Genomic DNA, 20,795 nt, shown 5'->3' on the forward strand with positions numbered 1-20,795 from the left:
GCGAGGTTTCGCAGTGTGCGGGACAGGTCGCATACGCTGCAATTCAACGCCGGCAACTTTCGCAATGGGACGTGGTATCCGAAACTCACCCGAGGTTTGGCGTTCCGTGCATCCGAGGAGATGCCCAGAGAGTGGGCACGTGGAACTGAGCTAATGCGGGTGAAAGACAGATGGTATGCCATCTTTCCTGAGCCCGTGAACGAGCAGTGTTCGTTAGCAAAGGGGGTGATCGCACTTGATCCTGGAGTAAGAAGCTTCCTTACAGGGTTTGATGGGGCGGGCTTTGTAGATATCGCCAAGGGGGACTTTGGTAGGATCGTTCGGCTGTGCTACCACCTAGACGATCTGCAGTCCAGGCTGAGTAAAGCACCGAGACCCAAGCGTAGGCGAATGCGGCAAGCGGCGTTTCGTCTGCGGGAGAGAATCAGGAACTTGGTGGACGAGTGCCATCGCAAGGTAGCGGCGTTCCTGACGGATAACTACCGATTGATATTCCTCCCCACTTTCGAGTCAGCCAAGATGGTTGCCAAGGCGGGGAGGAAGTTTGGTAGCAAGACAGCAAGGGCGATGCTCACCTGGGCGCACTATCGGTTCCAGCAGTTCCTGAAGTTTCAAGCCAAAAAGAAAAACGTGGTTGTCGTGGAAGTATCGGAAGCGTACACCAGCAAAACCTGCACTAAGTGCGGGCACATCCACACGAGGTTAGGTGGCGCAAAGGTGTTTAGATGCCCAAAGTGCAACCATAGGCTACCACGAGATTGGCAAGGCGCTCTGGGTGTTATGCTCAGGGCTTTGCGGGATACCGCCTTTCTGTTTGGACTCCGTCCGAGTAGCGCGGTCGCGTCAGCGTCGCGTAGCGACAACGGAAACGGACAGAATGCTATCGCTTCACCGCTGAGCAGTAATGCTTAGCAGTGTTCAGCGTAAATGTATCAGGAACTGCCTATGAGATCCCTTTTCCCTCTCTGCCTGGCCGGAGCGCTGCTCTGGGGATCCTCGCTGCCCGCCCAGACCCAGGGGATTAGGCCCCTCTTTCCCGAACCTTCCCAAACCCCGCTGCCCCCCAGTCCCGATATTCCCACCCTGCCCATTGTGCCGGATCCCCGGCCTGTGCCGGCAACCCCTGCTCCCCAGCGACCGCTGCCCAGGGGGAGTTTTGAGGAGATCAGCCGCTACCTCCGGGATCTCAACCGCGCCAAAAACCTGGCCCGCCAAGCTGCCGAGATCGCCAATGGGGGCCTACAGCGCTATCGCGCCGAAGCTTCCATGCACGGGGCAGCCATTGACTCGCCGTTTGAAGAGTTTGAAGACGCCTGGATCTTCACCTTCCGGGGGGGAGAGCCCGGCTTCGTCCAGCCCAGCATTGAAACCCAGGTGCGGGTGGACAGGCGCACCTTTCAAACCACCATCCTCTACAACGGCCCCATCCGCTCTCTGCGCTAAGGGATCCCTGGCATAATCAAAAAAAGGCAAGGGATCCAAGCTATGACCAAGTTTGTCTTCGTCACGGGCGGAGTGGTCTCCAGCATCGGCAAAGGCATTGTGGCGGCTAGCTTGGGTCGCCTGCTCAAATCCCGCAACTACACGGTGTCGATTTTGAAGCTGGATCCCTATATCAATGTGGATCCCGGCACCATGAGCCCCTACCAGCATGGGGAAGTGTTTGTTACCGACGATGGCGCCGAGACGGACTTGGACTTGGGCCACTACGAGCGCTTCACCGACACCAACATGTCCAAGCTCAACAACGTTACCACCGGCTCCATCTACCAGGCCGTGATCCACAAAGAGCGGCGCGGCGATTACCAGGGCAGCACGGTGCAGGTGATCCCCCACGTCACCCAAGAGATCAAAGAGCGGATCCGGCGAGTGGCCCGCGAGACCAACCCCGATGTGGTGCTGGTGGAGGTGGGGGGCACGGTGGGAGATATCGAGTCTTTGCCCTTTTTGGAGGCCATCCGCCAATTTCGCAAGGATGTGGGCCGGGCCAACGTGGCCTATGTGCATGTTACCCTGGTGCCTTTGATCAAGGCGGCAGGGGAGATGAAAACCAAGCCTACCCAGCACTCGGTCAAGGAGTTGCGCTCCATTGGCATCCAGCCAGATGTGTTGGTGTGCCGCTGCGAGCAGCCCCTGCCCCGCAGCATCAAAGAGAAGATCTCCGAGTTTTGTGACGTGCCGGTAGAATGCGTCATCCAGGCGCAGGATGCCCCCAGCATCTACGACGTGCCTCTGGTGCTAGAGCAGGAGGGGTTGGCGCAGCGGGTTCTGGAGATTCTCAACTTGGATCCGCAGCAGCCAGATCTACGGGAGTGGGAGCTCCTGGTGCAGCGGCTGCACCACCCCCAAGAGCAGGTGGAGATTGCCATTGTCGGCAAATACGTGCGCCTTACAGATGCCTATCTTTCCGTGGCCGAGGCCCTGCGCCATGCTGGGCTAGCCCTCAATGCCGGTGTCACCCTGCGCTGGATCTCTTCTGAGGAAGTCGAGGAGCGGGGGCCGGAAGCCCTACTGGCTGGTGTGGATGGGGTAGTGGTGCCGGGGGGGTTTGGCAATCGCGGCATCGAGGGCAAGGTGGCTACCATCCGCTACGTGCGCGAGCAAGGCATTCCCTTCCTAGGGCTGTGTCTGGGCATGCAGTGCGCGGTGATCGACTGGGGATGTCACATTGCCCACCTGGAGCGGGCCAATAGCTATGAGTTTGATCCCGATACCCCCCACCCTGTCATCAGCCTGCTGCCGGAGCAGAAAGATGTGGAAGATCTGGGAGGAACCCTGCGGCTGGGCCTCTATCCCTGTCGCATCATGCCCAATACCCTAGCGGCCAAGCTGTATGGCGAGACCATCATCTACGAGCGCCACCGCCATCGCTACGAGTTTAATAACGCCTACCGCAGCCTTTTTCTAGACTCCGGCTATGTTATCAGCGGCGTCTCGCCGGATAACCGCTTGGTGGAGATTATCGAGCTGCCCAGCCACCCCTTTTTCATCGCCACCCAGTTCCATCCGGAGTTTCGCTCCCGCCCCAACCGCCCCCACCCCCTCTTTTTGGGGTTGATCGAAGCTGCCCTGCGCAGCCGCCCTCAGCCTCACCCCCTGCAGTTGCAGAAGATGGGCTAGTTGACAGATCCCTTGTCCAAAAGTGGGGGCACGCCTCTGGTCCTGGTTCTGCAGAGCTTTGCTGAACATAAACTGCTGCGGAATCCTGGGTTTCGCCTGTGGAGCAGCCGTGGCCTACTGCCTAAAACGAGGTCATCCAATCTGCCAAAATTTCCTGTCGGCGTGGATGGCGCAGTTTGCGCATGGCTCGTGCTTGAATTTGTCGGACGCGCTCCCGAGAGAGGCCGAAAAGCTGACCAATTTCGGAGAGAGTGTGTAGGTGGCCATCTTTCAGCCCATAGCGGAGCTTGAGAATCTCTTGCTCTCGGGGGCTGAGCTGCTCCAGCATCTCTTCCAGTTGGGCAGACAGCAGGTACAAGTCCATTTGCGATTCGGGAGTGGGGCCGTTGGCGGCCTCGATAAGCTGCATCAGCTCCCTATCCTCCTCTTTGCCAACTGGAGTATGTAGCGAAAGGGTTTGGCGACCGGCTTCCAAGAGGGTTAAGAGAGCGTCCAGCTTGTCGGGGGAAATCTCCAGAGCTTTGGCAATCTCTGCTTGGGTGGGGCGACGGTTTAGGGTCTCGGTCAGATCTCGCCGGATCCGCTTCACCTGGTTGAGCTTTTCTACCATGTGCACCGGGATCCGCACCAGGCGCCCCTGATTGGCAACGGCGCGGGTGATCCCTTGGCGAATCCACCAGTAGGCGTAGGTGGAAAACTTGTAGCCGCGTTCGCACTCAAATTTTTCTGCGGCCCGGATCAGGCCGATGGTGCCTTCTTGAATCAAATCCAGAAACGGCACACCGCGATTCAAATACTTTTTGGCAATCGAGACCACCAAGCGCAGGTTGGCCCTGACCAATTCCCGTTTCGCCCGTTCCCTGGCAGCTCCCCCCTCTGCAATCAGCCGTCCCAATTTCACTTCCTGCTCGGCATTGAGGAGTGGGTAGCGAGCCATTTCCCGCAAAAATACGCCCACTGAGTCTTCCGAAAGCGAGGCTTGGGTCGCTCGGTTGCCGGGTTTGCTGAGCCGTACCTCAACCCGCTTCAGTGGAGGAGGAGAGTTCTGAACAGCTACATTCGTCCCATTTGGTTGAGATTTCATACAAACTCAAGCTCAAGTTCACAAGCGGGTGTTAAGAACTTTACTCAGTACAGGATGGAGGCGGCTAACCTTTCAGCAAACCCAACTTCCTTCAGGGATCCCTGCAGACACAGGGCAGAGATCTCGCCGGATTTCAAGAGGCTACTCGATTTCTCTAGGTTCAGACTTCAGCTTTTGCTAAGGTGGGGCGCAGACTAAACACTTCCGTGATGGTAACGGTCAGCATCCGGTAGGATTGTTAAACTGACTACAGAGTTGACCTTGTTTTGCAGTGCACCATGCCACGCCAACGGAAGAAATCGGATTTGCCCAGCAAGATTTGTCTCACCTGTCAGCGACCCTTCACCTGGCGCAAAAAGTGGGCCGACTGTTGGTCGGAGGTGAAATACTGTTCTGAGCGGTGTCGCAATCATCGCCCCAAGGGATCCCTGCCTGCTTCCCGGCAAGACGGTTGGGACGGATAATGTTGTCTCAGGATCAGGACATAAGGGTTTGGATCTGTCGGGGTTGGCGATGCGGTTTCTCAAGTGGCTGTTGCACAATCCCCACGAGACAGAAGAGGAGGATCCCTTTTTGCGGGCCATTGCCCGCATCGAAAGCCTGATCTCGAAGCTGCTTTCAATTTTGATGATCGGGCTAATCACAGTAGCAGTGGTGGACTTGGCCCGGTTCTTGGTGGCAGATTTGTTGATGGAGCCAACTGGGTTTTTCTCCACCACTTTGATCGAGATCTTCGGCCTCTTTTTAAATATTTTGATTGCGCTGGAAATTCTGGAGAACATCACCGCCTACTTGCAAAAGCAGGTGGTGCAGGTGGAGCTGGTGATCGTCACCTCTTTGATTGCGGTGGCCCGCAAGATCATCATTTTCGATTTCGAGAAGCTAGGGGGGTTGGAGCTCATTGGCTTGGGGGCAGCGACGTTGGCCCTCTCGGTGAGTTATTGGCTGGTGCGGCGAGCCAAGCCTCCATCCAAGTCCGGGGAAAATTAGGCTAGGACAGAATCCTGGTAGGATAGGGGTGGAGCTTTCCTGCAAGAATTGTGCGTGCGCGATCTAAGTTGGCCAGCCTGGTGAAGTTAGCTGTGCTGATGGTGGTGCTTTGGGTGGGGTTGAGTGCTCTCCCTGTTTTGGCCCGCCCGCATTCTTCTCGCGATTTGCTCCTGGCACAACACTTGGGCAAACCCGTGAAAACCTACAACAATCCCCCCCCGATGGTGATCGACCCGGCCAAGTCCTACACGGCCACGATGGAGACCACCGCCGGCACAATGGTTCTGGAGCTGTTTCCTCAGGAAGCTCCCCTGGCCGTGAACAATTTCGTCTTTCTGGCCAACGATCACTTTTACGATGGCGTCATCTTTCACCGCGTGATCCGCGGCTTCATGATCCAGGGCGGGGATCCCACGGGTACGGGGCGGGGTGGGCCGGGGTACCGCTTTCCCGATGAGCCGGTGCAACGTCCCTACAGCCGCGGCACTTTGGCTATGGCCAACGCCGGCCCCAACACCAATGGCAGCCAGTTCTTCATCATGCATGCCGACTACCCGCTGCCGCCCAACTACACGATCTTCGGGCAATTGATCGAGGGAGAGGATGTGTTGGATAAAATTGCAACTGCGCCCACCGGCCCTCAGGATCGCCCCCTGAAACCGGTGGAGATCAAGTCGGTTCGCATCTTGGAATCCAATTAGGTTGGGCCAATCGGGTGGAACAGTTTGGTTAAATTAACTTGGCCTCTGGCCCCATTTTTGCAACTTGCCCCCAGGGGGACTCAGGTATGGAGTTCGCTAGGCCCCGGCGAATGTCCCCCCGCATTCTGGTTCTGGATTTTGATGGTGTGCTCTGCGATGGGCGGGCGGAGTATTTTGCCTCTTCCTGCCGCGTTTGTGCTCAGGTGTGGGGCTTGGCTCCTGCTCAGCTAGAGCCGCTGCGTCCTGCTTTTGACCGTCTGCGCCCGCTGATCGAGACCGGCTGGGAGATGCCTCTGTTGTTGTGGGGGCTACAGGAAGGGATCCGGGAGGAAGACTTGCGCCAAGACTGGCCGGGCTGGCGTCAGCAGTTGTTGCAGCAGTCAGGGATCCCTGCCCTCTCTCTAATCCAAGCGTTGGATCGGGTGCGGGATCGCTGGATTGCAGAGGATCTGCAGGGGTGGCTGGGGCTGCACCGGTTTTATCCGGGGGTGGCGGCCTGGATGCGCCAGCTTCAGGCTGCCGGGGAGCCGCGCTTGGCCATCCTCAGCACCAAAGAGGGACGGTTCATCCAGCAGCTCTTGGGCCGAGCAGGGATCCAACTGCCACGCCACCGCATTCTGGGCAAGGAGGTGCGCGCCCCCAAGGCCACCACTTTACAGCGGCTACTGGCTGCCGCCCAACTGCCGGCTGAGGAGCTGTGGTTTGTGGAGGATCGCCTGCAAACGCTGCGCCAGGTGCAGAGGGTGCCGGAGCTGGAGCAGGTTCTCCTGTTTTTGGCCGACTGGGGCTACAACCTGCCGGAGGAAAGGGAAGAGGCCGCTCGGGATCCCCGTCTCCATTTGCTCAGCCTGGAACAGCTTTGTCAGCCCTTTGACCGTTGGATTGCTTCTCCTCCCCCGCCGCGCCTTTCGATTAGTCCCGCCAGCTCGGAAGACTTGAGCCAGACTCGGCCCACCCCTGGCCGGAAACGCCCGGAAGCCGGTTTGGCCTCTCTGGTGCTGACCTTGGTAGAGCTGTTGCGGCAGTTGATGGAGGCGCAGGTGGTGCGGCAAATGGAGGCCGAGCGCCTTTCTGCAGAGCAGATTGAGCGGGCCGGCAGCAGCCTACAAGCCTTGCGGGAGCAAATTCGACACATCTGCAGCCTGTTGGAGATTGACCCGGCGGATTTGAACCTGGAGCTCGGAGATCTGGGCACCCTCCTGCCCCGCCAGGGGGACTACTACCCCGGACAACCCCACCGCGAGGGATCCCTGCTGGAACTCTTGGATCGGCTGATCCACACCGGCATCGTCATCGATGGGGAGATCGACCTGGGGCTGGCGGACTTGGATCTGATCCACGCCCGCCTGAAGCTGGTGCTCACCTCCAGCGCCAAGCTCTACTGAGCCCGTGGATTGAGAGTGCTGATGGAGACGATTGGGAGAAGAGATGCCTGAAGCGGGGAGAGAGACCAGAAATCGCGGTATGCTGGCTGTGGATCCCCTTAATCTCTCTTCATAGTCTTCTCCTATGGATGTCTTTGCCCCAACCGGAAACCTGTATGCCGGTGCCATTTGGCCAGAAGTGGTGGTTACCCTCACCCTCTTGCTCGTCTTGGTGGTGGATTTGGTCGGTGGTTCGGCGGCGCGCAAAAGTCTTCCGGCCCTCTCCATCTTTGGCTTGATCGGGGCCTTGGTGACCTTGGTGTTGCAATGGCAGCAGCCCCAGTTGGAGAGCTTCTTGGGCAGCTTTGCAGCGGATCCCGTCAGCATTCTCTTCCGTGGCCTGGTGGTGGGGACGGCGATACTGACCGTGATGATGGCGGAGCGCTACATCTCTCAGTCCGGAGCGCCCACAGGCGAGTTTTATGTGTTGCTGCTCACGGCCACCTTGGGGGGCATGTTCCTCTCCGGGGCGACGGACTTGATCCTGGTGTTTGTATCTCTGGAAACCCTGGGCATTGCCAGCTACCTGATGGCCGGCTACACCAAGCGGGATCCCCGTTCTTCCGAGGCAGCCCTGAAATATCTCTTGATCGGGGCCAGCAGCACAGCCATTTTTCTCTACGGCATGTCGCTGCTCTACGGCCTTTCGGGTGGGCAAACGAAGCTGGAAGCCATTGCCTCCTCTATGGGGGATGCCGGCTTGGCAGGGATCATCGCTTTGGTGCTCTGCATTGGTGGTATCGGGTTTAAGTTGGCGGCAGTGCCCTTTCACCAGTGGACTCCTGATGTCTACGAGGGATCCCCAACGCCGGTGGTGGCCTTTTTGTCAGTGGGATCCAAAGCAGCAGGCTTTGCCTTGGCGGTGCGCTTTCTGGCCACCGTATTTCCGGCCATGACGGAAGAGTGGCGGGCGGTGCTCTCGGTGCTGGCCATTTTGACCATGGTGCTGGGGAACGTGGTGGCCATTGCCCAAACCCGCCTCAAGCGGCTGCTGGCCTATTCTTCCATTGGACAGGCGGGCTTCGTTTTGATTGGCTTGGTGGCGGGCACCGAGGCAGGCTATGCCAGCTTGATCTTTTACTTGATGGTCTATTTGGCCATGAACCTGGGGGCCTTTTTGTGCATCACCCTGTTCAGCCTGAAGACCGGCACCGATGAAATTAGCGAGTACAGCGGCCTCTACCAGAAGGATCCCTTCCTCACCCTTTGCTTGAGCATTTGTCTGCTTTCGTTGGGTGGGTTGCCCCCTCTAGCAGGCTTCTTCGGCAAGTTGTACCTGTTCTGGGCCGGTTGGCAGGCAGGGGCCTATACCCTAGTGTTGGTGGGGTTGGTCACCAGCGTCATCTCCATCTACTACTACGTGCGGGTGGTGAAAACCATCGTGGTGAAAGAGCCGCAAGAGATGTCGGTTTCGGTGCAAAATTACCCCGAGACCAACTGGCAGGCAGAAGGTATGCCTGCTCTGCGGGTCGGTATGGTGTTGACTCTGGTGGCCACCATCTTTGCCGGGATTCTCTCCAACCCCTTGTTTACCTTGTCCATCCAGGCGGTGGAGCAAAGCCCGTTCTTAGGGTTCCCGACAGCACAAGCGCCCATTCCAGAGTCCGCGAGTCTTCAGGTGGCAGTCGATGGATCTTTGGGTTCATTGACTCAGCCCAGCCAAGGGTAGTCTGTAGTTTTTCAGGGATCCACCAAGCTGACCACAATGCGTCGGTTTTGCTTGCCTTTGCTTTCGATCTTGCTCACCACCAACTTGCCAATTTCTCCTGTCGCCCGTACATGAGTGCCGCCGCAGGGTTGCAAGTCCACATTCTCAATTTCCAGCAAGCGCACTTGCCCCTGTCCGGTGGGGGGCTTGACCGACATGGTGCGCACCAGGCTGGGATTGGCTTTTAGTTCTTCATCGCTAACCCAGCGGGGGTTCACGGCGTGGTTACCTTGTACCAAAGCATTGAGACGCACCCGTCAGGGTTTCTTTGTCGGGTTTTTCTCCAGGGATGTTAAAGTCCAATCGGCTTTTGCTTTCACCCACCTGACCCCCCGTAACGCCACCTTCTACCACTGCACAGAGCAGGTGTAGAGCCGTATGCATGCGCATGTGCCGATAGCGACGTTCCCAGTCGATGCTGGCGCTGACTGACTCCCCCAGACTGAGGGGTGGGGATCCCTCTGCCGGGATGTGGAGGATGCCCGTTTCCCCCTTTTGGGTATCGACAATCGGGATGACACGACCGTCCGATGTAATCAGGGATCCCGTATCGCCGGGTTGTCCACCGCCGGTGGGATAGAATACCGTCCGATCCAACTGGATCCCGTTATCCACAAGGGCAATTACCCGAGCCTGGCAGGTGGTGAGATAGGCCTCCGCCCGAAACAGTTCTTCCGTCATGAGTCATACAGTTGTGCTGTTGCAAACTGCCCTTCACCGTAGCCTATCCGGATCCCTGGGCTAAGTCAGGGCTTGCCGGGCCTTGGCGGAGATCCACTCGCTGATGAACACAGAAACGAAGATCACAAGCAGGATCATGCTCACCTGATTCCAGCGCAGGGTGTTGATGGAAGCATCTAGCTGTAGGCCAATTCCACCGGCACCGACCAATCCAACCACCGTAGACTCTCGCAAATTGATATCCCAACGGTAAATTGTTACCCCGAGGATGTTGGTGATCACCTGCGGCCAAATGGCATAGCTCAGTACCTGGGCACCGCTAGCCCCCGTGGAACGGATCGCTTCTACTGGTTCTTCGTTAATCTCTTCGATGCCTTCATAGATCAGCTTGCCCATAAATCCGACAGAGCGTAGGGCAATGGCTAAGGTTCCGGACAAGACCCCTGGCCCAAGAACAACCACCAGGATCAAAGCCCAAATCAGGGAGTTAACCGAACGGGTGCCGACGATGATGAACAGGGCGATGTAGCGCACCAGCAAATTGGGAGTGGTGTTGCGGGCTGCCAAAAAGGCCACCGGCACCGAAATCACAAAGGAAAGGGCCGTACCCAATGTGGCAATGGTGAGGGTATCCCAAAGGGGGCGCCAAAGCTGTGACATGTAGTCCCAACGGGGCGGTACCCCCCGCGAGAGCATTTCTCTTCCCTGGCGCGGTGCATCCAGCACAAAGCCCCAGGTGGTACGGTCTGCAATGAACTTAGCGCAGGCAAACATCAGTAACAGCAGAGCCAACCAGAAGGCATACTCAAGCAAAGTTTGCTTTTGATTGCGCCACTGCCAGGTCTTGATCCCACTGCTTTCCAGAACAGGCATTATTGCACCCTCTTGCGAATCCAACCAGAACTCAATTCCACCACCATCACCAGAGCGATAATCACAAGGATGATGGCAGAGGCCGTGTCATAGTCGTAGCGACGTAAGGAGGTGTTCAGGGTAGAGCCAATCCCACCGGCACCGACAATCCCCAGAATGGCCGCCTCCCGAATGTTGATGTCGAAACGATACAGAGTCAAGCCGATCATGCGGGGCAACACCTGCGGCACCACCGCGTAGCTGACCATTTGGAGCCAAGAAGCCCCCGTGGAGCGAATCGCCTCCACCTGTACTGCATCAATTTCTTCGATGTCTTCTGCCAAAAGCTTGCTGAAAAAACCCAAACTCCCAAAGATGAGGGTGAGCACTCCAGCAAAAGGCCCAAAGCCAAACATGACCACAAACAAAATGGCGATGATCACCTCTTGGAAGGTGCGCGACAGGGCAATCAGGCCACGACAAACCAGGTAGACCGGCATTGGCACCAAGTTGCGTGCGGCCCCAAACCCCACCGGAACCGCGACAATAAATCCTGCCACGGTGGAAATGGCGGCCATGGTCACACTTTCCAGCATCCCGGTGAAAATCAAGTTGCCGCGGGTGGTGAAATCGGGATGCAAAAAGGCCAACAAGAGACGGCCACTACGCTGCATACCGCGGGCTACCCGGGCTGGATCGAAATTGAGAGTAGAAAGCGCAAAGATCAGGTAAATGACCGCCCCAAGAATCAGTCCCCAGCGAACCCAAGGATTTTTAATCAAAGGTGGTGGCGACCATTGGCGCCCGCTCAGTGTCGTTGCCTGTGCCATGGGTGTGCTCCGCACTACTGACTTCTATTGACTTCTACTGACTTCTGCAAGGGATCCCTTAGTGGGTGGCTACTCCAGCCGAGACGGCTTCGTTTTCTTCGGAGTCTTGGGCTGGGCCAGAAGCATTCCAATCTTCTTCGCCGTAGATTTCGTTTAAGACGCTGGGGGTGAGGCGATTGGGGGGGCCATCATACACCACTTCCCCAAACCGCAAACCGACGATCCGCTGGGCAAACATTTGCGCTAGAGGCACATCGTGAATGTTGATGATCACCGATAGGCCCCGCTCTGAAGCCAGCTCGTTGATCAGGCGCATAATTTGGCGGGAGGTTTTCGGGTCCAAACTGGCGGTCGGTTCATCCACCAATAGCAGCTCTGGGTTTTGCAGGAGAGCCCGGGCGATTCCCACCCGTTGCCGTTGCCCCCCAGACAAAGCATCTGCCCGCTTATCGGGAAAGTCCGACAATCCCACTCGATCCAGTAAGCGGAAGGCTTCGTCGATGGTGGCTTGGGGAAACTTGCGGAACCAGCTTTGCCAAAAATTGACGTAGCCCAACTGACCCGAAAGAACATTTTCCATCACGGTCAGGCGCTCCACGAGGGCATATTCCTGAAAGATCATGCCGATTTTGCGTCGTGCTTGCCGCAACTCCCGGGTGTTCAAGCGAGTGAGGTCGATTCGATTGAGCCAAATGCTGCCACTGGTCGGCTCCACCAAGCGGTTGATGCAACGGAGCAGCGTACTTTTCCCAGCACCCGAAGGACCAATCAAGGCCACCACCTGCCCATCGGGAACTTCTAAGGTCACCCCTTTCAGGGCCATATCGCCTGTGGGGTAACGTTTGCTGAGGGAGTCGATACGTAGCATCTTGATAACCTACTTGAAGTGGACATTTGCAATTGCGGGCCTTCTAGAACCAGATGTTTGCAATCTTGAGAGAATTTTGAAATCAGAAGGGATCCCCTATGGCTTGCCCTGAACAAGGGATCCCGATTCTGTTCAGCCCACCTATTGGGGAGGGGCATTTTCTTGAATCAGCCGGATCACTTCCCAATCTTCCTTGTAGGTGATGGGAGCAAAGGAAGCTCGGTCAAAGGCTTCTGCCAACTTAGTGCCTGCAAAGTCAAAGGTATAGAAGGCCTCGCGGATTTTCTCCTGCAGCTGTGGATCCAAATTGTGAGCATAGCCAAATGGGCCGCTGGGGAAAGTAGCCGATTTGTAGAGGGTACGAAACTGATCGCACTGCACTTGTCCGGCGATGCACATGCGGTTGAGCACATCGTTGGCAATGGGGGCCGCATCGTAGTCTCCGTTGAACACACCCAAAATGGAGTTTTCGTGCCCCCCAGAGAAATTGGCTTCGTAGTCCACACCGTCCTTAAAGCCAGTTTCCGCCTCGATCAAAATACGGGCGCTGATGTAGCCGGAATTGGAGGAGGGCTGGGTGAAAGCAATGCGGCGGCCTTTGATGTCTTCTAGTTTTTCCAAGTCACTATCGATGCGAGTGATCACTTCCATTTCGTAGCCAAAGCTACCATCTTCCTTGGCAAAAACGGCGAAAGGCACATAGCCTGCTTGGTTCACAGCGCGGGGGGTACAGCCGGTGCAGGTGCCCATGATGTGTAAACGTCCGGCCCGCAGTGCCTCGGTTTGGGCGGCCTCGGAATCAACTGGCACAAATTGCACATCTTTACCGGTCACTTGCTTGAGGTAGTCGGTAAATTCCTGCCAGGTTTCTGAATAAACGGCGGGATCCTCGGAAGAAGTGTAGGAGATGAGCAAAGTGTCAGGATTGACAATTTGAGCGGGATCCGTCGGAGTATCCGCCACCAGATCCCCATCGGCATCACAATAGCGCTCATCCATGCCTGCCGGACGAGGGCAAGATTGAGCTTGAGCAGATTGATAACCCACTAGCACAGCAACCAAACCAGCCAGGGCAAGGCTTTTGGATAACAGACGAGCCACAGAGCAAAACGCCAACATTGCAAAAACCCCCGAATGCAAGATGAAGCAAACCGTTATCAGCTAAAAAACACAAAAGTGGGCGAGAAGATCCAGCTAATCAAGAGACTTGATGTGAATTCATAAGCTACAGAATCCAAAGAAGAGCTGCAAAACTCACGTCGCCTAACGAAACTTAATAATATAGTAGCGCTGTTTGACCCCTGTAGAGTTAAGACAGGTTTAATAGGAAGTTAAGAGTGGGTTATCACATACTCGTCGAGATGGGGTATGGACGGAACCAGCCAGTGCGATTTCTCTAGATTCAGCTCTAGATTCAGAACTATGTAAATCAGGGATCCTCTCTGGGCAGGGGATCCCTGAGGACTGCCTAAAGCGTATATTCCACGCCCTCTTCTTCCTGAATGCGACGGATGATCTCCCAGTTTTCTTGATAAGTAATCGGTGCAAAAGCTACCCGGTTAAAAGCTTGTCGCATGGCTGTGCCCTCAAACTCAAAAGTAAAGAAGGCTTCTCGGATCCTTTCTGCCAGCTCAGGGTGGAGATTGTGGGCATGGCCGAAAGAGCCGCTGGGGAAGGTCTCCGATTTGTAGAGGCTGCGGAACTGGCTACAATCCACTTGCTCGTTGAGGCACATGCGATTAAGCACATCGTTGGCAATGGGGGCGGCATCGTAGTCTTCGTTGAACACACCCAAAATGGAGTTTTGGTGGCTGCCAGAAAACTCGGCGATGTAGTCTCCTGCCTCATCATCCAAGCCTGTCTCTTGTTTGATCAAAATGCGAGCACTGATATAACCGGAGTTGGAGGAAGGATGGGTAAAAGCTACACGACGACCGGCAATATCATCGAGGGCTTGAATATCGCTATTCACATGAGTGATCACTTCCATCTCGTAGCCGATGGATCCATCTTCTTGTTGGAAAATGGCAAAGGGCACAAAGCCGGCAACATTCACGGCTACAGGAGTACAGCCTGTGCAGGTACCCATAATGTGTAGACGTCCAGCGCGCATTGCCTCGTACTGAGCAGCCTGAGAATCGGCAGGGACAAATTGCACCCGTCTACCGGTGACTTCCTCTAAGTGAGCGGTGAATTCAGCCCAGGTATTGGCATAGACAGCTGGCTCTTCTGAGGAGGTATAAGACACCAACAGCACTTCCGGATCTACCCACTCCGAGGGATCCTCCGGCAAATCGGCAACCAGATCCCCCACCCGATCACAGTAGCGGGCATCCATTTGAGGAGGGCGGGGACAGTCTAGACGAGCCTGAGAAAGGCTGCTGCCCAACCCCAAGGTGACAGCTCCCGCCAATCCAGCTCCCATCACCAGCTTTCCCAACGGGATCCGAGTTCCAAAAGAAGATAGTGTCATCATGAATAAAAGCTCCCAACTATGGCAATCAACAAGAGCATCTGACGAACCCAGAAGAGGTAAAAATTCCTCCTCTAGGCCCTAGAAGTCTTGCCTGAAAAGCAAAAACCATCTCAAATTCATTGAGATGGTTCATTCATTTGTATTTATGTCATATTACAGTTAATAAATTTTTAAGAAGAGTCTAGGATCTCGTTAAGGTTGCTCCATTAGCGCCCGCCAATCACAGCGATGTAGTTGGTCACCCATTCGTAGTAGGGCACGCAATCCATACGTCCATCGCCACAATCGGCCACAGGAGTTTTCCAGAAGAAGATGCGCTCAAAATTGTCGATGCCATTGGTCTTGCATCCCTCTGGCCCCAGCAGCTCGCTGGCCTGACAAGCGGCGGGCACCACCGGCACCGAGCCAAACCAAGCCGCCAGATCCCCCTGCACCTTCGGGTTCAGAGAATGTTCCATCCACAGGTAGGCACAGTTGGGGTGTTTGGCGGTAGCGCTGAGCATGGTGGTATCTGCCCAGCCGGTGGCTCCCTCTTCCGGTATCACACTGGCGACAGGTTGACCTTCGGATCGCAACAGATTGACCTGGAAGGGCCAAGAGCTGGAGGCCACTACCCCTTCGTTGACAAAGTCATCCACCTGCACCGCCGCATCGTGCCAGTAGCGTCCAACCAGTTGCCGCTGCTGTCGCAATAGAGCTAGAGCAGCATTGAACTGTTCGCGGGTCAGCTCGTAGGGATCCGTGATGCCCAATTCTGGGCGGTGGGCCTTCAGGTAGAGGGCGGCATCGGCAATGTAGATGGAGCCATCGTAGGCTTGGATGCGGCCCTTGTTGGATTTGCCGTCTGGCAGGATTTTTTCTTCAAACACCACATCCCAACTGGTGGGGGGTTCCGGGAAAACCTTTGTGTTGTACATCAACACGTTGGATCCCCATTGATAGGGCACGCCGTAATGCTTGCCATCCACGGTATGCCAGGGAGCATCCCGCAGGCGCGGGTCGATGGTCTCCCAACTGGGGATCAGGCGGGGGTTAATCTGCTGTACCCGTTCCCCTTTGATCAGGCGTAGGGTGGCATCGCCGGAGGCCGTCACCAGATCAAAGCCGCCCTCATTCATCAGGGCTACCATCTCATCGGAGGTTGCCGCCACCTTAACGCTGACTTGGCAGCCGGTTTCTTTCTCAAACTCGGTCACCCAGTCATAGGCGGGATCCGTTTCTCCCCGTTCGATATAGCCTGCCCAGGCCACAATCGAGACCGCCCCCTCTGGGCGGCCCAAGCGATACAGGGGCCCGCGAGCAGCATGGGCGGAATGGGAGGTCAGCAGCAGCGTGAGCAAGGCCAAGCCCAATGAGAGCAGAAGAGTTAGCCAGAGGCGAAACAGAATAGACCCCAGCTTCTTGGCCTGTAGGGGAATGAAGGGGTTCAGGTTGGCCATCACAGGCTTCTCCCAGGCAACAACTGCGCTGGCATCAAGGGTAGATCATTCCTCGAAGAGATCCCGCTACATTGAAAACAATCTCGACAACTCTCTATTCGACTCCACAGTTCTGGATCCCCCTCAATGGTTTCACTGTTGCCCAAGGATGGGATTCCGTCTCGCTCAAGCGACCAGCAGGGCGGGGTCAAAGCAATGGCACCGCAGGGAATCAAATGCCCTCTAGGCTGACGTTGAGAAAGCGGGCGATCTCGGCTGCTTGGTTTTCGATCTCCATCAGGGGGGGAGGCTGGCCCACTCCGGTGAGGGGGATGTCACCGCGTCCTTTCACCCGCAAGTAAATGGCTCGGCGGGGGTTAAGCCCCTCTCTCAGCTCCACCCGCAGGCTCTGCACCTCGGCAAAGTCATACTCCAGGCGGACTTCACGGTTTTTGCCCGGAAAGCCTCGCCGTACCAGAGTTATCTTCTGCGTGCGCCGGTCGAACTCGTTGTAGCCGCCCCCCAGGTTCCAATACAAACTCAACCATTGGTACAGTCCCGCCAGGGATCCCAGCACCCCGTAAAAGAGCATGGCAATGCCTTGGGGAATAAACACCAGGCTGGCGGGATCGGAAAAGGGGAGCAAATTGCGGTGGAGATAGCTGGAAAGGCCAGCCAAGGTAAAGCCCAGCCCTCCCCCCGTCAGCGCCACCGCCCAAAAGTACACGCTGGGCCGCCGCGACCCAATCACGGTGTAGCGCAGCAAATCGGCAGAACGGATTTCAGGAACAATGGCGGACACAGTTGGGATCCCTGCGGGTTTTCCAAGGTTGGCTTCTCTCATTTTATTAGGTGGCAAGGGCTCTCCCCGGCAGAGGGGCGCTCAGGGGACTGTCAAGAGCTAGAGCCGCCTGGGGAATGGGGGCGGAAGTCCTCTGCGCTGTACAGCCCCTCTCCCGAAGGGAGTTAGGGATAGTTTTTATTGTTATGGCTCCTTTTGCTCCTTGTAAGAGCCGTAGCAGGGATCCCTGCTGGAGCTCTGAGGTGTTCCATCTGCTGATAAAACCTGGACAGTATACGCCGATGGGATCCTCGCTCACTTCAGGGTTAGGGCTTACCCGGCGTGACGATCCTACCCTCTCCTGGGGCGACTTCCGGGGGGTTGGGTCGGGTCTGCCCAGGGGGCTCATCAACGGCATCCGAGGGAGAGGCAGGGGTGGGATCCGGCTCAGGAGAGGCCGTTTGTTGCGGTTCTGCGGCAGGGGGAGAAGGCTGAGGCTCAGGGGTTGGGTCTGGCAGGGCTGGCGGCTGGGGTAGGGCGTCTTGGGCTGTTCGTTCCCCAAAAGCCGATAAGGCAATGGCAGCTTCCCCGCGGCTGACCGGCTCGAAGGGGTTGAAGGTGCGGATGGGGCCAAAGGTGCGCAGCACGGTGGAGGCATTCTCCAGACTGCGATCCGCTACCAGAGCAGGAACAACCTCAGGAGGAATTTGCGCCGCATCGGTAAACCCCCAGCGCTCCTCCAGCTCTGCTCGGGATCCCTTGATCTGGCCGGGAGGTAAGTCCAGGGGCACCTTCATGCGGATTAACTCCGCCCGGGACAGCAGGCTGTTGGGGCGAAACTCTCGATTGGCATCTCCGGCAATTATGCCGGCAGCTCCCAGGGCTTGAATGTAGCGAAAGTTGGGATCCTCTTCCGGCACATCCAAAAAGAGGGGGCGTTCCGAGGGGGATCCCAGGCGGATCTGCCGACTGGGCTCGTCGGCGTGGATGGCGTTGTTGGCCAGCACCAGCCAACGGGCAAATTCTCCGCGACGAACGCTGCGCTGCGGCTGAAATTCGCTGCCGGGGATATCGGCAAAAACTCCCAACCGATCTAGGTATCCCACCGAACGGGCCACCAGAGATCCGGGCTCCAAGTCTGTAAAGCGGCTGCTGTCCGGGCTGGGCAGAGGTGAAGAGGGGGCGGGAGCAGTGGGGATCGAGATAGAGGGTGGGATGGATCCCGGCAAAGGTTGAGGCGAGGGAGATGCCGGCAGCTCAGGTTGGGCTGTGGGCAGACCTACTGGGCGTACAGCGCGCTCTAGCTGTTCTCCCCACTCGGTTCCCTGACAGGCCGACAACAGCCAGAGCAGCGGAATAAGGCTGCCGAGCTTGAGCCAGGGGCCAGGCCGCATAGGTTTAGACTGATGATGCACCGCTCTACCTTTCTCTATTGGTCTCTATTGAGCCCATTTGCGGCTAAACTCCTCCAGCACGTCCAGCAGGTTAAGCAGGCTTTGCATCGGCAGGAGATCGGCCAGGGGCAATTCTTTGCGCCCACCCCCCACTTTCACCGGGATCCCTTGCAAGATCTCTGTGACGGCGTCCTCATCCACCTTGCCTGCCATCACCTGGGGTGCCAGTCGCTCCGCCAAAAGGGTATGCAGGTGGGCATCGCGCAGGTAAAGATGCCAGCGGGCCACATCGATGTAAACTTCTTTACCAATGGCAGCGGCCAATTGCTCAATGTCTGGGTTGCTGGGCACTTTGGCCATCCCTCAGCTCCGTTGGTGGTTGCGTCTGCCCCTCCCTCAGATCATAACCCGAACCCAAGGACTCCTCAGGGAGGGCTGGCAGCAGAGCGATTGGGTAGAGGTAGGGCGAAGTTCTCTTGCAGCTGCCGCAGCATCAACAGGTGTTCCAGAGCTAGGCGATCCCGTTCTGTCCGCAACTGGCTCAGTTGGGCCTGAATTTGGCGGATATCGGCCTCGTTGGAGTCCCAGGTTTGCAAAAGGCGGTAGAGGCGCTCTTGTTGGTCGGCAATTTGCCGGTTTAGGCGGGCTAGGCGGCGGCTGAACTCCACATCCATTTCCTCTGCCAGCTCGGAATCCGGCAGCAGGGCCAGGCGATCCCAATGGATGCCCAGGTCGGCCAAGCTTGGCGGGGACGGATCCAACTCCTTGAGGAGGGGGAAATCCGGAAAAAGCAATGGATCTGTTTGATCGGGGGCGGGGGGTTGAGAGCGAGCCACCGGAGGGGTGAGACGGGATCCGGGTGAAGGCAGGTTCGTGGGTTGGGGGGCAGGCTCCTGTCCACTGGGAGAGGAGTGCAACTGCTTCGGACTCCGTCCCGCCGGCGCGGACGGCGTTGCCAGATGGCTACTGCTGGGATCTGCCTGGGCCGACAGGGATCCCAGACTGCATAGCCAAAGGCAGACTCCTAGCCCACAAGCCCAGCGAACTGCTTTTTCCACCCTGCGCTCCTCAGTCTTTCTCAAGCCTGCTCAGGTCATTCCCAGCCCACCTCGGCCCTGGTCGCGTTGGCGGGGCGAGATCCACGGTCGGGCATTGCCTCAAACAAAATCGAGTAGGCATCTTGCTTTTGCCCCGGCTCGAAAAGATAGCGTTGGGCAACACGAGCAGAGGCAGGCACGATGGCCACACGCACCGGCGGATCTTCCAGCGATACCAAAGGCTGGGGATGAGACCAACGCCATCCCGCCCAGCCCGCCCCTGCCAAGGCCACTACAGCCGCTGCCACCCGTCCCCAAGGGGTGCCCTTGCGTCGCCGCCAGCCCAGGTCGAGCATTGGCCTCCGATCCAGCTCATCGAACACACGGCTAATCAACAGCTCCGTCTGGATGGGATCCAAGGTGGGGGCCTTGAGGTTGGCCAAACCGGCCTGTAAAGCTGCCAGTTGGCTGTACAGTTGCCGCGCTTGGGGATCGCTGGCCAGCCAATCTTCCACCTGCCGCGCCTCTTGAGACGACAATTCCCCATCCAAGTAGGCGCTCAACTGTTCAAAGCGCTCATCCACCACCGGCAGCTCTTGCTGGGGATCCCTGGGGTCGGGGTTGGGGTTGCCGCGAACCATGGTCATTCACCATTAAGGTAGGGTTTTAGGGTGGATTGTAGGCGGGCGCGGGCGCGCGCAATGCGAGACTTAACAGTGCCCAAAGACACCCCTGTGATCTCGGCAATTTCCTCATAAGCCATTCCCTGAATTTCCCGCAGCAGGATTGTCTGGCGAAAGGCCTGCGGCAAGTCGCGGACGGCTTGGTGCAATCGCTCGTAGAACTCGCAGGTGGCGAGGTGCTCATGGGGACTGGGGCTCTCGCTGGGCAGCTCCCATTCCATCTCGCTATCCCGCATCTGAATCGGCGCATCCAGAGAAAGGGGCTGCTGCTGTCGTTTGCGCTTGCGCAGCTCGTCGTAAAACAGGTTGGTGGCGATCCGCCCCAGCCAGCTGCGAAATTTCGCCGGCTCCTGTAGGCGTTTCAGGTGGCGGTAGGCCCGGATCCAAACTTCCTGGGCCAAGTCATGCCGGTCCTGCCAGTCCGGGGCAAGATGATAGAGCACCTTGTCCACATGGGCCTGATGGCGACGCATCAACTCGGCAAAAGCCTCCCGATGGGGCTGGGATCCCTGCTGACAGATCAGCACCAGATCCACATCAGCGAGCTTTTCGGGCCGCACAGGCACGTTCTTCACCAAGACGGACCAGCGCTGGCCACTGATGTCGCTGAGGGCAGCATCCATAGGCATCCATAGGTTGTAACAACAGCAACAGCGGAGGGATCCCCTCCCAGACAGAACCTCTGTTGCCCAGACGAAATGGCAGAGTTTGGGTTCCCCCCACCCTCAACCGCAGGGTAGCTCTAGAG

The 20,795-nt window shown here is 57.3% G+C and carries 23 protein-coding genes; 8 read left to right on the forward strand and 15 right to left on the reverse strand.

The genetic code is table 11. The annotated features are described in order from the left end of the window. The 3 genes from ACVWYY_RS03760 to ACVWYY_RS03770 all read left to right on the forward strand — a co-directional run. The coding region (locus ACVWYY_RS03760) for an RNA-guided endonuclease InsQ/TnpB family protein (RefSeq protein WP_457439625.1) at positions 1-912 on the forward strand (912 nt) is incomplete at its 5' end. A gap of 33 nt (positions 913-945) precedes the next feature. Further along, complete coding sequence (locus ACVWYY_RS03765) at positions 946-1,443, forward strand: hypothetical protein (protein ID WP_457403179.1); 498 nt, start codon at positions 946-948, stop codon at positions 1,441-1,443. A gap of 42 nt (positions 1,444-1,485) precedes the next feature. Continuing rightward, a complete protein-coding gene (locus ACVWYY_RS03770; protein ID WP_414329188.1) occupies positions 1,486-3,120 on the forward strand; it encodes a CTP synthase in 1,635 nt (544 codons plus the stop codon). Positions 3,121-3,241: 121 nt separating this feature from the next. On the opposite strand, the gene ACVWYY_RS03775 is transcribed toward ACVWYY_RS03770, so the two are convergent. Next, entirely contained in the window at positions 3,242-4,204 is a 963-nt protein-coding gene (locus ACVWYY_RS03775; protein ID WP_457403177.1) for a sigma-70 family RNA polymerase sigma factor, read from the reverse strand. A gap of 278 nt (positions 4,205-4,482) precedes the next feature. On the opposite strand from ACVWYY_RS03775, the gene ACVWYY_RS03780 reads away from it, so the two are divergent. The 5 genes from ACVWYY_RS03780 to ACVWYY_RS03800 all read left to right on the forward strand — a co-directional run bounded on the left by ACVWYY_RS03780 (position 4,483) and on the right by ACVWYY_RS03800 (position 8,988). Further along, positions 4,483-4,668 carry a DUF2256 domain-containing protein gene (locus tag ACVWYY_RS03780; protein ID WP_041437321.1) on the forward strand — a complete coding sequence of 62 codons (186 nt, stop codon included), beginning with the start codon at positions 4,483-4,485 and terminating at the stop codon, positions 4,666-4,668. 49 nt (positions 4,669-4,717) lie between these two features. Then, positions 4,718-5,194: a phosphate-starvation-inducible PsiE family protein gene (locus tag ACVWYY_RS03785; protein ID WP_457403190.1), complete on the forward strand. Its 477-nt coding sequence runs from the start codon at positions 4,718-4,720 to the stop codon at positions 5,192-5,194. 221 nt (positions 5,195-5,415) lie between these two features. Beyond that, positions 5,416-5,895, forward strand: a complete 480-nt coding sequence (locus ACVWYY_RS03790) for a peptidylprolyl isomerase (RefSeq protein WP_414356714.1) — start codon at positions 5,416-5,418, stop codon at positions 5,893-5,895. A 110-nt stretch (positions 5,896-6,005) separates the two neighbouring features. Then, positions 6,006-7,280, forward strand: coding sequence for a gas vesicle protein GvpJ (gene gvpJ, locus ACVWYY_RS03795; RefSeq protein WP_457403175.1), 1,275 nt, complete (start codon positions 6,006-6,008; stop codon positions 7,278-7,280). Between the two features lie 124 nt (positions 7,281-7,404). Then, positions 7,405-8,988: an NAD(P)H-quinone oxidoreductase subunit N gene (locus ACVWYY_RS03800; protein WP_457403174.1), complete on the forward strand. Its 1,584-nt coding sequence runs from the start codon at positions 7,405-7,407 to the stop codon at positions 8,986-8,988. Between the two features lie 11 nt (positions 8,989-8,999). Here ACVWYY_RS03800 and ACVWYY_RS03805 read toward each other — a convergent pair whose 3' ends face one another. The 14 genes from ACVWYY_RS03805 to ACVWYY_RS03870 all read right to left on the reverse strand — a co-directional run bounded on the left by ACVWYY_RS03805 (position 9,000) and on the right by ACVWYY_RS03870 (position 20,670). Then, a complete protein-coding gene (locus ACVWYY_RS03805) occupies positions 9,000-9,245 on the reverse strand; it encodes an alanyl-tRNA editing protein (protein ID WP_202943694.1) in 246 nt (81 codons plus the stop codon). Positions 9,246-9,252: 7 nt separating this feature from the next. Continuing rightward, on the reverse strand, positions 9,253-9,708 hold the full coding sequence (locus ACVWYY_RS03810) for an alanyl-tRNA editing protein (RefSeq protein WP_457403173.1): 456 nt from the start codon (positions 9,706-9,708) through the stop codon (positions 9,253-9,255). Between the two features lie 60 nt (positions 9,709-9,768). Beyond that, the gene (gene phnE, locus ACVWYY_RS03815; RefSeq protein WP_011433084.1) at positions 9,769-10,581 is read right to left on the reverse strand and encodes a phosphonate ABC transporter, permease protein PhnE; all 813 of its coding nucleotides are present in this window, start codon (positions 10,579-10,581) and stop codon (positions 9,769-9,771) included. Further along, positions 10,581-11,390, reverse strand: a complete 810-nt coding sequence (gene phnE, locus ACVWYY_RS03820) for a phosphonate ABC transporter, permease protein PhnE (RefSeq protein ID WP_457384349.1) — start codon at positions 11,388-11,390, stop codon at positions 10,581-10,583. The genes phnE (ACVWYY_RS03815) and phnE (ACVWYY_RS03820) overlap by 1 nt, the downstream gene beginning before the upstream one ends. A 58-nt stretch (positions 11,391-11,448) precedes the next feature. Beyond that, positions 11,449-12,258 (reverse strand): phosphonate ABC transporter ATP-binding protein, encoded by an 810-nt coding sequence (phnC, locus tag ACVWYY_RS03825; RefSeq protein WP_457439627.1) that lies wholly within the window; start codon positions 12,256-12,258, stop codon positions 11,449-11,451. A gap of 141 nt (positions 12,259-12,399) precedes the next feature. Continuing rightward, the gene (phnD, locus tag ACVWYY_RS03830; protein ID WP_457403171.1) at positions 12,400-13,377 is read right to left on the reverse strand and encodes a phosphate/phosphite/phosphonate ABC transporter substrate-binding protein; all 978 of its coding nucleotides are present in this window, start codon (positions 13,375-13,377) and stop codon (positions 12,400-12,402) included. A 349-nt stretch (positions 13,378-13,726) separates the two neighbouring features. Next, entirely contained in the window at positions 13,727-14,683 is a 957-nt protein-coding gene (gene phnD / locus ACVWYY_RS03835) for a phosphate/phosphite/phosphonate ABC transporter substrate-binding protein (RefSeq protein ID WP_457403189.1), read from the reverse strand. Positions 14,684-14,940: 257 nt separating this feature from the next. Further along, complete coding sequence (locus ACVWYY_RS03840) at positions 14,941-16,173, reverse strand: ABC transporter substrate-binding protein (protein WP_414356713.1); 1,233 nt, start codon at positions 16,171-16,173, stop codon at positions 14,941-14,943. Between the two features lie 211 nt (positions 16,174-16,384). Further along, the gene (locus ACVWYY_RS03845; RefSeq protein ID WP_457403169.1) at positions 16,385-16,954 is read right to left on the reverse strand and encodes a photosystem I assembly protein Ycf4; all 570 of its coding nucleotides are present in this window, start codon (positions 16,952-16,954) and stop codon (positions 16,385-16,387) included. 305 nt (positions 16,955-17,259) lie between these two features. Then, positions 17,260-18,327 carry an S-layer homology domain-containing protein gene (locus ACVWYY_RS03850; protein ID WP_457403167.1) on the reverse strand — a complete coding sequence of 356 codons (1,068 nt, stop codon included), beginning with the start codon at positions 18,325-18,327 and terminating at the stop codon, positions 17,260-17,262. A gap of 45 nt (positions 18,328-18,372) precedes the next feature. Continuing rightward, positions 18,373-18,687 (reverse strand): DUF3181 family protein, encoded by a 315-nt coding sequence (locus tag ACVWYY_RS03855; protein WP_011433076.1) that lies wholly within the window; start codon positions 18,685-18,687, stop codon positions 18,373-18,375. A 65-nt stretch (positions 18,688-18,752) separates the two neighbouring features. Continuing rightward, complete coding sequence (locus ACVWYY_RS03860; RefSeq protein WP_457403166.1) at positions 18,753-19,385, reverse strand: hypothetical protein; 633 nt, start codon at positions 19,383-19,385, stop codon at positions 18,753-18,755. 35 nt (positions 19,386-19,420) lie between these two features. Next, positions 19,421-20,011, reverse strand: a complete 591-nt coding sequence (locus ACVWYY_RS03865) for an anti-sigma factor family protein (RefSeq protein ID WP_457439629.1) — start codon at positions 20,009-20,011, stop codon at positions 19,421-19,423. Beyond that, positions 20,008-20,670: a sigma-70 family RNA polymerase sigma factor gene (locus ACVWYY_RS03870; protein WP_414343224.1), complete on the reverse strand. Its 663-nt coding sequence runs from the start codon at positions 20,668-20,670 to the stop codon at positions 20,008-20,010. The genes ACVWYY_RS03865 and ACVWYY_RS03870 overlap by 4 nt, the downstream gene beginning before the upstream one ends. Between the last annotated feature and the right edge of the window lie 125 nt (positions 20,671-20,795).

The organism is Thermostichus sp. MS-CIW-34 (genome assembly GCF_054060435.1).